Source organism: Desulfosporosinus cupriresistens (genome assembly GCF_001707885.1).
Lineage (GTDB): Bacteria > Bacillota > Desulfitobacteriia > Desulfitobacteriales > Desulfitobacteriaceae > Desulfosporosinus.
This window is the reverse complement of the sequence record NZ_MASS01000084.1, coordinates 1-13,161: the sequence shown is the minus strand read 5'-3', so window position 1 is coordinate 13,161 and position 13,161 is coordinate 1. Positions and strand designations below refer to the sequence as shown.

At 44.1% G+C, this 13,161-nt stretch carries 12 protein-coding genes; 11 read left to right on the top strand and 1 reads right to left on the bottom strand.

From position 1 onward, the window contains the following. Nucleotides 1-724, top strand: a 724-nt coding sequence (nudC, locus tag DSBG_RS20235) for an NAD(+) diphosphatase (RefSeq protein WP_141694388.1), incomplete at its 5' end; no start/stop codon positions are given. 479 nt (nt 725-1,203) lie between these two features. Continuing rightward, entirely contained in the window at nt 1,204-1,851 is a 648-nt protein-coding gene (locus tag DSBG_RS20230; RefSeq protein ID WP_242877782.1) for an NAD(P)-dependent oxidoreductase, read from the top strand. Between the two features lie 6 nt (nt 1,852-1,857). Here the strand turns inward: DSBG_RS20230 and DSBG_RS22130 are convergent, their stop codons facing one another. Beyond that, the gene (locus tag DSBG_RS22130) at nt 1,858-4,314 is read right to left on the bottom strand and encodes a PAS domain S-box protein (RefSeq protein WP_083236998.1); all 2,457 of its coding nucleotides are present in this window, start codon (nt 4,312-4,314) and stop codon (nt 1,858-1,860) included. A gap of 729 nt (nt 4,315-5,043) precedes the next feature. Here DSBG_RS22130 and DSBG_RS20220 point away from each other — a divergent pair. From DSBG_RS20220 to DSBG_RS20180, 9 genes are all read left to right on the top strand, one after another. Next, the gene (locus tag DSBG_RS20220) at nt 5,044-5,784 is read left to right on the top strand and encodes an ABC transporter ATP-binding protein (protein WP_068966636.1); all 741 of its coding nucleotides are present in this window, start codon (nt 5,044-5,046) and stop codon (nt 5,782-5,784) included. Further along, nucleotides 5,781-8,306 carry an ABC transporter permease gene (locus DSBG_RS20215; protein ID WP_242877781.1) on the top strand — a complete coding sequence of 842 codons (2,526 nt, stop codon included), beginning with the start codon at nt 5,781-5,783 and terminating at the stop codon, nt 8,304-8,306. The genes DSBG_RS20220 and DSBG_RS20215 overlap by 4 nt, the downstream gene beginning before the upstream one ends. A 67-nt stretch (nt 8,307-8,373) precedes the next feature. Further along, a complete protein-coding gene (locus DSBG_RS20210; protein ID WP_068966632.1) occupies nt 8,374-8,916 on the top strand; it encodes a PadR family transcriptional regulator in 543 nt (180 codons plus the stop codon). A gap of 253 nt (nt 8,917-9,169) precedes the next feature. Further along, nucleotides 9,170-9,526: an NADH-quinone oxidoreductase subunit A gene (locus DSBG_RS20205; protein WP_068966630.1), complete on the top strand. Its 357-nt coding sequence runs from the start codon at nt 9,170-9,172 to the stop codon at nt 9,524-9,526. Next, entirely contained in the window at nt 9,517-10,038 is a 522-nt protein-coding gene (locus tag DSBG_RS20200; protein ID WP_068966628.1) for an NADH-quinone oxidoreductase subunit B, read from the top strand. Before DSBG_RS20205 ends, DSBG_RS20200 begins: the two co-directional genes overlap by 10 nt. Next, entirely contained in the window at nt 10,028-10,516 is a 489-nt protein-coding gene (locus tag DSBG_RS20195; protein ID WP_068966627.1) for an NADH-quinone oxidoreductase subunit C, read from the top strand. The genes DSBG_RS20200 and DSBG_RS20195 overlap by 11 nt, the downstream gene beginning before the upstream one ends. 11 nt (nt 10,517-10,527) lie before the next feature. Next, on the top strand, nt 10,528-11,631 hold the full coding sequence (locus tag DSBG_RS20190) for an NADH-quinone oxidoreductase subunit D (RefSeq protein ID WP_068966625.1): 1,104 nt from the start codon (nt 10,528-10,530) through the stop codon (nt 11,629-11,631). 71 nt (nt 11,632-11,702) lie between these two features. Further along, on the top strand, nt 11,703-12,758 hold the full coding sequence (gene nuoH / locus DSBG_RS20185; RefSeq protein ID WP_068966623.1) for an NADH-quinone oxidoreductase subunit NuoH: 1,056 nt from the start codon (nt 11,703-11,705) through the stop codon (nt 12,756-12,758). Between the two features lie 4 nt (nt 12,759-12,762). Continuing rightward, nucleotides 12,763-13,161, top strand: a 399-nt coding sequence (locus DSBG_RS20180; protein WP_068966621.1) for a NuoI/complex I 23 kDa subunit family protein, incomplete at its 3' end; no start/stop codon positions are given.

Sequence of the window (13,161 nt, the reverse complement as noted above, 5' to 3'; positions counted from 1 at the left end):
AAATAATAAAGTGCAATTGACTTTATCTGAGATTGATTTGTTTAAGTTAAGAAAGAAGCTGATCAGAAGTCAATATCTTGATCAACTGGACGGGCGTTCTTTTTATCTTGCTGAACTTAGTTCAGATACGGTTGCAATGGAAGGGATGTCATTTTGCTACCTAAGATGGTTACTCGGTCAGATCCCCGAAGATTTATTTTTCTTAGCGGGTAAAGCTTATCAGATTTTGCATTGGGATCGCACTCATCAATATTGCAGCCAGTGCGGAGTTCGGACTGAAAATAAGATGGATGAAAGGGCTAAGATTTGTCCTTCTTGTAGTTTTGTTAATTATCCACGGATTTCCCCAGCAATTATTGTGGCTATAACTAGGGGACGTGAGCTTTTGTTAGCAAAGGGGAGTAGTTTTCAAGGTGGCTTCTATAGTGTCTTGGCAGGTTTTGTGGAACTAGGGGAAACATTTGAAGAGTGCGTGCAAAGGGAAGTGGAAGAAGAAGTTGGTCTCAAAGTTAAGAACATTAGATATTTTGGCAGTCAACCTTGGCCCTTCCCAGATTCTTTAATGGTAGGTTTTACTGCTGAGTATGCTAGTGGGGACATAACTATAGATAAAAAAGAAATCTTGGATGCGGGATGGTTCACTGTTAAACAACTCCCAATGATTCCTGGAATCGGTAGTATAGCCAGACAGCTAATTGATTGGTTTGTTCATATCTCCTACTAGTCCGGCTACTATTGCAAGCATAAACTTAGCTTTAAGTTAATACTGCTAACATAGTTCAAATTATTTGGCAACCTGGGGCAACTTATTTTGCCCTTTGCAAACTTGTACACATTCTGAGCAACCTCGAATAGCTTTAGGGAAACACCGTACCTTATGGAATTTATTTCCCTCAAATGCCATTGCGGGGCAATCATTTATACAATTAATTTTATAACCATCAGGGAAGGTTCCGGTCTACCTAACCTACTACGGCAGAAAAATATACATAAATGAATAACATGTCGCCGGACAATTAGTTGCTATTATTTTGTTCTTATAATGGCTGAAATACTCTAATATAGGTAAAAATTTTGATTGGGCGTTCTCGTTTGTTAGTTAATGGAAAGAAATTTATGACTGATGAGGCCCTTGTAAGGTTTTTAGTGGCTTACATAGAGAATGCTAGTGTGAAGAGAATGTATTAGAGAGCAGAGGTACATTTGAAATTCATTATACGAGGAGGTATCCTCATAAAAATTTTAATTCTTGGCGCTACAGGTAGAGTGGGTAGTTATGTTCTTAATAAGGTATTGCAGGGTGATCATGATGTCACGGTGTTGGTCCGTCAACCTAAAAAAATTATGTCTAATCAACGCTTAACGATAATCAATGGCAACGTCTTAAACAAAGAAGACATTGCTAAAGCTTTATCAGGAATTGAGGTCGTGATAAGTGCTCTTAGTACGGATGGAACGACGACGCTATCTAATAGTATGCAACTCATTCTTGAGGACATGAACAAGCGGGCGATCAAACGGATCATCACAGTTGGAACAGCTGGTATCTTACAAAGCCAAACCGATCCTAGTTTATTGCGCTATCAATCGAAAGAGTCCAAGCGTAAATCAATATGGGCAGCTGAAGAACATCATGAAGTCTTTAGATTACTCAGTGAGTCAGATCTTCAGTGGACTATCATTTGTCCACCTTATTTATCAAGCGGGAATTTTACAGGATATTATCGAATAGAACGTGACTTTTTACCTCAAGCCGGAGTAGCCATATCTATTCCAGATGTAGCTGATTTTGTTTATAAACAGGTTTTAAGTGTGGACTATATAAATTCACGAATTGGTATAGCTTATTAAATTGTTTTATGTCCCTTCAGTTTTGAACCGAACCTTAAAAGTAGTTCCATTCGGCCCCGTTTCTACATCGATTGTGGCCTGATGCCTTGCCGCTATGGCATAACAGCAAGGCAATCCTAAGCCTGTCCCCGCTTCTTTTGTGCTGACAAAGGGGGTGCCAAGTTTCTCCAGCACCTCCATTGTAATCCCTTCGCCGTGATCCTGCACTGCTAAAATGGTATCAGGCCCATCAATATATGTTGTGATGGTGAGGGTACCCCCAGGTGGCATGGCTTCTAATCCATTGCGGACCAGATTAAGTACCAATTGCTTGATTTCTTCGGAATCTAACGAAATTTTGGGGACTTTTTGCAAATGCCACTCTACATTTTTATCCCCGTTCAAGGCATCGGCGTTGATTAAAGGTGAGATAGTCTCTAAGATATTGTTTAAGCAAAGCCGACTGAATTCAACCGGCTTGTTCTTAGCCAGGGATAAATACTCAGTAATAATAGAATTAGCCCGATCCAGTTCGCCAATCATTAAATCAAACCAGCTTTGGTAGGCAAGTAGTTCGCTTTTACTGCCCAGGATCTGCAGGAATCCCCGCACTGACGTCATTGGATTCCTGATTTCGTGCCCGATTCCGGCGGCCATTTGACCAATCAGATTTAATCGTTCCAGCCGGGAAACTTCTTGCTGCATTTGTTTCTGCTCGGTAATATCGTCAATTGTTATCAGCAAACGCTGGTTACCATCAAGCTCGATCAGCACTGCAGAGAAATGGGCATTGCGTACTGCACCACTTTTTGTCTTGAATAGGACATCATAATTTTCTATCATTCCGTGTTTGTGCAGCATCCTAAATATTTGCTCGCGTATATCAAAATTCAGCCAAAATTTTAGTTCTACGTCGGAGTATCCAATAACCTCTTCCCGCTCAAATCCGGTGAGCTTCAAGAAAGAGTCGTTGACGATAATATGACATCCGGTCGTATAGTCCATAATCGTCATGGCATAAGAAGCAGAGTAGAATGCCTTGGCAAATCTCTCTTCTGAACTGCGCAGCAGTTCCTCTGTCTCTTTAAGTTCTGTGATATCATTCATAGCGATCAACAGGCGCTGTTTACTGTCAAATTCGATTTTTTCAACTGATAAGAGTCCTATTCTTATGTTTCCGTTTTTAACCCGAATGTGGGCAAGATGATTTCTGACCGAACCGTGTTGATTTAAGATAGCAATCATCTGCAACCGTTCTTGGGGATTACTCCAAATGTTTAGTTCTAAGGCCGAAATGCCAATTAATTCATCCCGTGAAAAGCCAAAAGCTTGTACAAATTGGTCGTTGACATAGAGGTAACGACCATCTGCCACCTCGCTGACCGCCATAATAGCCGGACTAGCATCAAAAGCCTTTCGGAAACGTTCTTTTGCTATACGGAGATCCTTGTCGGCTTGTTTTCTTTGGGAAATATCTCTTGTGCATTCAATAGCCCCGACGATATTTCCATGGCTGTCATAAAACGGCGATGCCTTTCCCCATAGATATGCTCCATGATCTTTCTTTGGCAAAGGACAATAGCCTTCTGAAAATACAGAAATACCATCTTTACCAGTAACATCATACAGTTTTCCGTCGTGCGGCTGGGGTGCAAATACCAAATCTATGAGGGTGGGCCTCTCAATACCGTAGTAGGCTAGACTCAAAGCGCAGCTGCTTTTACCTAACATATTCTCTTTTGGCATCCCGGATTGCTCTTCAATCGCCCTGTTCCAGGCGATAATCCTTTTATCCTGGTCAACAACTACAGTGGCATCAGGCAAAAATTCTATTATGTCTGTCAAACGCTGGTTTACTTCCCGCAAGGTTTTTTCGGTTTTCCGATGCTCGCTAACTTCTTTTCTTAGTTGGATATTAACTTCTGATAACTCCCTCGTTCGCTCTTGTAACTCTCGCGTTCTTTCCTCGACGAGGGTTTGCAGTTCGTCGTGGTGACGTTTAATCTCTTGTTCCATCTCTATACGTTTGGTAATATCCCGAATTGATTCGAACGCACCGATTATGTGCCCTTCCTCATCGAACAAAGGAGACGCCGCTGCCCATAAATAGGCTCCTCGGCCGCAATATAATGTTGGGATATATATCTCAACACGTAATACGCATCCATCTCGTTCAACGAAATCGTATTTTGCGGAAATTTTTTCATCATAATCGAAGACGAGGTCAATCAAACCGGAAAGCGGCTCACCGTAAAAAGGAATCATATAGCGACAATCACCATGGCCAATTATGTCCTGCTTCTTAATCCCGGTCATAGCCTCCATCGCCCGGTTCCAGGCTACAACTCGTCGTTGTTCGTCTAAGACGAAGGTGGCATCGGGAAGAAACTCAATAATCTCCGCAATATGCAATTTGTCAAGGGAAGAATTTAAAGCAAACCCTCCTCCTGATGTTATCCTATGCGGTTCACTGTTACTAGCCATAAACCACTACCGTCCTTCTGCCCCTAATCTTAATCTGACTATTCTGCTGAAAAGGGATTTGGGTAAATTTTACACAATTCAATATACTTTCTCGCTCTCCAGTCAGAATCCTTCTGGTTTTTACATTTTTTTGGTTGATTTGTAGCAAACTTTCATGGGCCTACCTGTATATGCCACAACTGGGCATCGAACAAGCTAACATCACCAACGTATATATCTAAATGCCCAAGCCAATAATTTAGCTCGGAAACATAAGGTCAGCATTTTGTATGATGAAACACAACAAGTTCCTCACTATACGTTTACTGATACCGGAGTGCGTCATGAAATTTGTTCGCAGTTTAAGTGCAAAGTTAGATTGTGCTAAGAAAAATCAACTGCATGGAGTTGCCATTTGGCGCTTAGCATCGAAGATCTAAATTATTGTGGACTAATGTCTTAAAAAATTATGGTTCTGGTCATAAATAATGAGTTAATAAATTATCAAAATAAAGTATATGATTTAAAGGAGATGGACAAATCGTTAAATGACTAAAGCACAAAAAAAGTTTTAGTGATCATTAGGCCCTTCGTCTTTTGGACGAGGGGCCTTAACCATAGTCTTATATGTCTTATTTAACGATGCTGCTCACAAATTATGGGAATCAAACTATTGAAGTTTGCACTCTCCAGATATATACTATTAGCTAGATATATACTTTTAGCTATAGGCGCAGAGAGGGTGTAACTATGGTTGAAACCGCAGTGATAAAAACCAGGGAATCAGTGGGAGAAAACCAAGTCAAGGGATGTGAGGTTAGGTTAGATCGAGTGAGTAAACAATACACCCAGGGCAAGGAACAGGTAACGGCTCTGGATAAAGTGAGTTTAGAAGTCAAAGCTGGCGAATTCCTGGCAGTTATGGGGGCCAGCGGGTCCGGCAAGTCCACACTTTTAAATTTAGTGGCCGGGTTAGACAAGCCAAGCCAAGGGGATATGTTTCTTAACGGCCGGGCAATCTCCGGTTGGAAGGATAAACAGCTAACCCTGTTTCGTCGCCGGGAAATCGGTTTTGTCTTTCAGTTATTTAATCTGATTCCCACCTTGAGTGCTGAGGAGAATGCCGCTTTGCCTTTACTTATGGCAGGTGAGCCCCGCTCAGTCTGGCAACCGAAGGTAAGTGACTGGTTGAAGCGGGTGGGTCTCGAAAGCCGGCGTAAACACTATCCGGCAGAATTGTCAGGGGGCCAAATGCAAAGGATAGCCATCGTACGGGCTCTCATTCACCACCCTTCCCTTATTCTGGCCGATGAACCAACTGGTAACCTTGATACTAAAACTGGTGATCAAATGCTCTTTATATTGAAACAAATCACTGAAGACCTGGGAGTTACCCTGATTATGGTCACGCATGATCCGATGGTTGCTGCCTATGGTCATACTCTAATTACCCTGAAAGACGGACGAATCCTCGATTCGGCGGCGAGGTGAGAGCGTTGTTAAGTATAAAATTAGCTCTAGCCTATTTTTGGCATCGAAAACTGCGAGCGATTTTAACAACGCTGAGTGTGGCAGTAGCAATAGCGGCGCTGGTGGCTGTGCAAGGGTTGAATGGAAGTATCGATTATAAGACTGAAGAGTTAGCTGGTTTACTGGGGGGCAAAGCTCAGTTGGAGGTGAAAGCCCCTCAAGGTGGTATAAGTGATACTTTATTGGCTACAGTGCAAAAGACTTCAGGTGTACAATTAGCAGTCCCTTTCGTGCAGAACGCCGCGCAAGTTCAAGAATTACCAGGATTCACCACAATGATGGGCATTGTACCTGAAGAAGATGAAAAAATCCGTACCTATCACTTAATGCAAGGCCGCATGCCAGCAAAGGACCAGCGGGAAATCGCCGTTCCAAAGGGATTGTTACGGGGGAAACCGGGACAATTGGGGGATATCTGGCACATCCAGACCATGCAGGGGATGCAAGATTTTAGCATAGTAGGGATCTTAGAAGACAGCGGAGTGGCCCAGGCTAATAACGGAGCAGTTGTCTTTATACACATGACCACGGCACAGAAGGCTTTTGAGCTGAAGGGAAAACTATCGTACATAAGCATTGTCCTGCAAAACCCGAACAGTGTACCTGCGGTGAAAAAAGCCTTACAGGAGAGCTTGGGTAATAGCGTAGATGTGCTCACTCCCTTGGGGCGGAGCGGAAATATGGACAAAATGTTGGGTTTCATTAAGAGCCTTAATAATGTCTATGGGTTCATGGGAATGTTTCTAGCTTTGTATGTCATGTATAACTCCATGAGAGTCGCCGTATCCGAACAACGCAGTCAACTTGGTATCCTACGTGCTTTAGGCTGGCGACAGTGGGAAATTCACAAATTAATACTAGTTCAGGCAATTCTAATCGGTGTGATCGGTAGCTCGTTTGGCCTCCTCTTGGGAACATACTTGGCTCAAGGATTGCTGAGTACTGTGAGCGATACTTTGCTGGAAATATTTAAGATTTCTATCCACAGCATTCGTTTTACGGCGATTAATTATGCCATAATCTGGCTGACCGGCGTGGCGTTATGTCTTATCGCCGCTTGGTTGCCCGCTTGGAAGGCAGCTAGTGTCGCCCCGATCCAGGCCATGAACAGCCAATACTCTATAATCGAACTCGGTTACACCCGGTGGCGGGTCGTTGTCGGCGTTACTCTAATGATTACATCATGGGCAATTCTGATCTATGGGAATAACATGTCCCTATTATTCCAAGCTACCTTAACCGGCTTAGTTATTGGGGCAGCCGTCTTGATGCCACCCTTTTTAATTCTGCTTTTACAGAAGTTAGAACCTATAGCTGAAACGCTTTTTGGGTTGTCCGGTCGTTTAGGGATAAGCTCTTTCAGGCGTGCTCCAACACGCGCGGTAGCCACCGGGATGCCAATACTCCTTGGCTTGGCTGTAGCTTTCGGCTTCCTAGGTATACTTGCCAGTGTTAATCAGACAATGGTCAACTATGTTAATGACTTAATTACGCCGGACATTGTTATTTCGCAGGGGATACAGACCGCGTCCAGCGATCAAGTAGGTTTACCTGAAGCGTTGTTAGAACGGATTCGTAAAATAGAAGGGGTAAGAAGAGTTGCCGGATCGCGTAGCACAGGTTTTAAATGGCACGGCAATCCGGTTGATCTTCAATTGTACGATGTCCCAGACTGGCGCCAATTTAGCGACCCGCCGGTGGTAGAGCCTGGGAAGGATGAAGCCTTGGACGCACTGGAACGTGAAGGTCAAATATGGATTTCCCAGTCTATGGCTTTGAAATACGGCTTGCACATAGGACAAGAGCTGGCGATTCCTACTCCTTCCGGAACCATTGAATTTCCTGTTGTCGCCATTACAAGGGATTTCTATAGCTATAACGGAAGTGTGTATATGAACCGCCAAGACTACATCCGGTATTGGGGCGATCACTCCATCGACTATTTTTGGTTAGCCCTGGAACCAGGCGTGTCACCGGCGTTGGTACGGAACCGCCTGGAAGCTAATCTTAAAAGTGACTTCCGGGTACAGGTCGCTCTGGTTTCTGATTACCGGGACAGCGTGTTAAAGTTGACAAGCAATCTAACAGATATCTTCAACTTTGTAATCACAGTGATTCTGCTGGTGGCAGCGGTTGGGACTGCTAATTCTATGTTGATTTCAGTAATAGAGCGAACCCACGAGATCGGTACCCTTCGTTCTGTAGGCCTCACTTGCGGGCAAATTAGAGGCATGTTCATGATTGAAGTAGGGTCTTTATTTATCGCCGGGATACTACTAGCTATTCCGGTAGCCGCAAGTATTCAGATTGCGGGAACCATGTTTGATAGAAATGTGAATGGGTGGGTCTTAGATGTATCTATCCCTTGGACCAAGAATATTGGCGTTGCCATCGCTATGGCTTTGGTAGTTGGTCTGAGCGCCGTGTACCCTGCCTGGTTAGCCACAAAGGTTGATCCGGTTAAAGCATTGCGTTCAGAGTAAATCATTGGGAGTGGTTAAACTCTTACTCTAAAGATTAAGCAATTTAAATTAAGGAGAGAAGTTAGTCATGCCGGTTAAACACGCCATCTTAGGTATTTTAAAAGAAGCCCCACGCCATGGATATGAATTAAAAAATATTTTTGATGAGCGAATAGGGAACTTCTGGAACCTTAATTACGGACAAATCTATACTACACTGGACAGGCTGGAAAAAGAGGATTTCGTTAGTGGCACTGAAGAAGAGCAAGATTCCCGACCGGACAAGAAAGTGTACGATATTAGCTCGAAAGGGGTCCAAGAGCTAGAGCGTTGGCTCCAGGAACCGGCTACCAAACCACGGCCTTTACGCGATGAACTCTTTATTAAACTATTATTCATAAGCCAGGAGAATCCGGAGCTTGCGCTCCGCCTGATTGAACGACAGACGCACATCTATATGAAACAAATGAGAGAACTGACAGAAACTAAGTATCGTCTGAGCAAAGACGGCATTAACCGGGACAATATGATGACAGACTTGCTCACAGATGCCGCATTATTCCATGCCGAGGCCGATGTCCGGTGGTTAGGCCATGTGGAAGCTAAGATCCTTGAGTATTCTAGGATATAGCGAAGATAAATTTTTAATCTTGTTTTCTGCAGAAACAATTCGAGTTCGAACAACAACTATCGAACATCGAATTTGCCAAGCAGAGGTGAAGATATAGAGTAAACAGTTTGTGAAGTTGCGCCAATGAGTGGTAAACGAGTTGGAGCAGAGAGGAGGGAAGAAAAAGAAATTACAGTAGAAACTCAAGTTATAAATTTGAAAAACAGGTAGACGAAGGATCAGTAACCTTTATGAGAAAGGGAGGGAATTGAAAATGTCAGACAATTTTGCGGCAGTAGGATTGTTGTTTGCCTTTGCAGTAGTTTTACCCATTGTGGTCATGGCTGTGGTTAGTCTGTTGGCACCCCATAAGCCGCATAGGGAAAAGTTAACGACCTATGAATGCGGTAACGAGCCAATTGGCAGGGCGTGGATTGGATTCAAGAGTAACTACTTTCTCTATGCTATTGTCTTTACTGCCTTTGATGTAGAAACAATTTTTTTGTATCCTTGGGCTTTGACGTTCCGTAAACTAGGAGCGTTTGCTTTTGTCGAAATGTTCATTTTTATGATTATTCTCATCGTCGGCTTTTGGTACGCTTGGAAGGAAGGTGCTTTAGAGTGGATGTAAAAAGGGAGAAAGAGCTGCGCGAGGCTGAGGTTGCGGCTGACAAAAATATTTTGCGGACCAGCATCGAAAAGTTTCTGAACTGGGGTCGAGTGCATTCTTTCTGGCCGAATTCATTCGGTTTGGCTTGTTGTGCTATTGAAATGGCCTCAACAGGAGGTGCGCGCTATGACTTATCGCGTTTCGGTTACGAGGTGTTCCAGGCCTCACCGAGGCAAGCCGATTTAATGATTGTGGCTGGGACTTTGACAAGGAAAATGGCACCCGTTGCGCGGCGGATCTATGATCAAATGCCGGAACCTAAATGGGCTATTGCCATGGGTAATTGTGCTTGCTCAGGGGGGCCCTTTGCTGATTCTTATGCCGTGGTACCGGGAGCGGATAGTATTATTCCGATCGACGTCTATATCCCTGGTTGCCCGCCAAGGCCAGAAGCTTTGATTTATGGGATGCTGCAACTTAAACAGAAGATTCAAAATCCTTCCGAAGTGAGGTTAATTAAGCATGACAAGTGATGTGTTAAGAGCACGAGTAGGTGAGTTGTCAGCCAGGGTTAAGGGAGAAGTCGAAGAGAGTCTTGGCGTACTCGAATTAACCATTAATTACCCTGAGGCCATAGAAGCGTTAACTGGTGCTAAGAACTTTGGGGATGTCCCTTGTGATTTTTTGCATGACCTAGCTGGAATGGATCTGGAGGATCATCTTGAAGTTGTTTACCAATTGTCCAGTCTGCGTGGTCCCCAGCGTTTACGCATAATAGCCCGAGTTGAACGAGACAATCCTGTGATTGACTCTGCAACTCGCATTTGGAAAGGGGCAAACTTTTTAGAGCGGGAAGCCTTTGATATGTTTGGTATTCAATTCAGAGGACACCCTAATTTGAAGCGTATTTATTTGTGGGATGATTTTAAAGGATATCCCATGCTCAAAGATTATGTTATTGAAAGTCACGAACAACGTGCGATTATGCGAGTAAGAAAAGAAGGGGAATAGGTGGGGAAACTATGACGATTGCAGGAACTCAAGAGTACTCCCTTAACATGGGCCCCCAACACCCGAGTACACATGGCGTGTTTCGCATGGTGGTCCATTTGGATGGAGAAGTTGTCACTAAGGTTGAACCTAAAATTGGGTATCTCCATCGTGGTCTGGAAAAAATGGCGGAAAGCCGCACGTATACTCAGTTTATTCCGTACACTGATCGCCTAGATTATCTAGCAGGACCCCATAACAGTCTTGGTTATGTCCAAGCGGTTGAAAAATTGATGGACATAGAAGTTCCCGAGCGGGCTGAGTACCTCCGCATTATCTTTGCAGAATTGGGGCGGATAGCTAGTCACTTGGTCATGATCGCCAGTGGGTCTTTAGATATTTGCGGCTGGACTCCCTGGAGTTATTGTTTCCGTGACCGCGAGCGAATTCTCGATCTTTTTGAGATGACGGCGGGCAATCGCATGACGCCAAATTATTTCCGCATCGGTGGGGTCAGTCATGACGTGCCAGACGAATTCATGCCAGCCTTCCAGAGCTTTCTCGACGATTTGCCAGAGAATATGGAGGAGTACTATGGGATCTTCTTTGGTAATGAGATTGTTCAAGCGCGTATGAAAAGTGTGGGGATTCTCCCTAAGGAAGTGGCAGAAAATCTGCTGATCACGGGGGCAAATCTGCGGGCTTCTGGAGTGCAGTATGATGTGCGTAAGGCTGAGCCGTACAGTATCTACGATCGGTTTGATTTCGATATTCCAGTGCTCTATGGCTGCGATACTTATGATCGGCATCTTATACGGCTTCTGGAAATTCAAGAGAGCAGAAAGATTCTTCAACAAGCACTGAGAGACATCCCAGCCGGGCCTGTGATGGCGAAAGTTCCTAAGGTGATCAAGCCTCCAGTCGGCAGAGTTTATCATCGAGTCGAGAACCCTAAGGGAGAAATGGGCTGGTACCTTGTTAGTAATGGGACAACGAAACCAGCTAGGGTACGAATACGCACCGGAGCATTTGTGAACGTTCAAATGCTCTCGGAGATAATTGCCGGTTGGAAGATTCAAGATCTTGTGACTATTTTCGCTTCGATGGATCTGGTTTTAGGAGAAGTAGATAAGTAGAAATTGCAAGTAGAGCAGGAACTCCTACTTATTGATGGGGGAGTTTCGGAACTGGAAGAGGTGAGTAGACGATGGACGCTTTAAACAATGTATTTGTAAATATTGCGGATGTCATCCGTGGCCTGTTTGTGGATTCTCACTCGTTTGGGGCAGATTTAACGATTAATATTATAGTGTTTATTGTACTCTTTTTGATTATGGTTGTGGCAGCGTTGTTTCTTAGTTTGGTGGAACGTAAATTTGCCCACTGGGTATCTCAGAGACCCGGTCCCAATCGAGTAGGGCCACATGGCTGGTTCCAATTTATTGCCGATGCAGTGAAAATGTTGGGTAAGGAAGATATTACACCTGCCAAGGCAGATAGATTTCTCTTTAAAATTGCGCCCATGATTCTAGTGGGAGTTACCTTGATGACTTTTGGCGTTCTTCCTTTCGGTAAGAGAATGGTAGCAATTAATCTTGATTTGGGTATTTTCTATTTTTTGGCAATTTCATCCCTTTCAACCTTGGCGCTGTTAATGGCGGGGTGGGCATCCAATAACAAATATTCCTTAATAGGGGGGCTGCGAGCGGTAGCTCAGATGATCAGTTATGAAATCCCTTTGCTCTTTTCTTTGCTAGGGGTCGTCATGATTACTCAGACCTTCAATCTATCCTCGATTATCGAGGCTCAGAAAACCGTTCCCTTTATTTTTCTACAACCTTTAGCCTTTGTAATTTATTTGATAGCTGGTATTGCGGAATCGAACAGGGCTCCATTTGATCAGGTACAAGGAGAGCAGGAGATTGTCGCCGGGCCGTTCACGGAGTACTCTGGGCTCCGGTGGGGACTGTTCATGCTCGCTGAATATGGCAATGTGGTCGCTACGTCAGTAATTGCTGTTTCGCTGTTTCTGGGCGGCTGGAACGGCCCTGGCTTCCTGCCTGGCTGGCTCTGGTTTATTCTCAAAATTTGGTCAGTCATTTTCTTGATGATGTGGGTTCGCTGGACCTTTGTCCGGATGAGAATCGATCATCTGATGCATTTTGCCTGGAAGATCCTGCTTCCTTTGTCCTTGGCGAACATTTTCTTAACAGGTATTGGTATTTATTTTTACGAGTTGCTCAGTTTGCGGATTGGAGGGTAAAAGCGTGTTTGGTAAAGGTTTATTAAAAGGTTTGAGTATTACGCTCAAACGTTTCGTCGGCCCTAATCTTGCAGAAGCTTATCCGGAAGTAAAGCCGAATCTTCCTCCCCGGACGCGGAGTTCTATGGTTCTTGAACCTGGGAAGTGTATCGCTTGCGGACTTTGTGTCAACGTTTGTCCGAATCAAGTCATTGATCTAACCAGCGAAAAGGATGAGAACAATAAAAAGCTCTTAAAGACGTATGTTATGAACATTGGCCGCTGTCTTTTGTGTGGGTTATGTACCGAAGCTTGTCCGACCAGCGCGCTTAAACTCTCCCGAGAGTTTGAAAATGCAACCTATCAACGCGAAGAATTACTTTGGGATATGATTGCGCGTTCCAAGCAGTCGAACAAGTCAAGT

Excerpts from the sequence above, each read along its gene's own strand:
- DSBG_RS22130 (WP_083236998.1), bottom strand. The coding sequence starts at position 4,314 with ATGGCTAGTAACAGTGAACCGCATAGGATAACATCAGGAGGAGGGTTT.
- DSBG_RS20220 (WP_068966636.1), top strand. The coding sequence starts at position 5,044 with ATGGTTGAAACCGCAGTGATAAAAACCAGGGAATCAGTGGGAGAAAAC.
- DSBG_RS20210 (WP_068966632.1), top strand. The coding sequence starts at position 8,374 with ATGCCGGTTAAACACGCCATCTTAGGTATTTTAAAAGAAGCCCCACGC.
- DSBG_RS20205 (WP_068966630.1), top strand. The coding sequence starts at position 9,170 with ATGTCAGACAATTTTGCGGCAGTAGGATTGTTGTTTGCCTTTGCAGTA.
- DSBG_RS20195 (WP_068966627.1), top strand. The coding sequence starts at position 10,028 with ATGACAAGTGATGTGTTAAGAGCACGAGTAGGTGAGTTGTCAGCCAGG.
- DSBG_RS20190 (WP_068966625.1), top strand. The coding sequence starts at position 10,528 with ATGACGATTGCAGGAACTCAAGAGTACTCCCTTAACATGGGCCCCCAA.
- nuoH (WP_068966623.1), top strand. The coding sequence starts at position 11,703 with ATGGACGCTTTAAACAATGTATTTGTAAATATTGCGGATGTCATCCGT.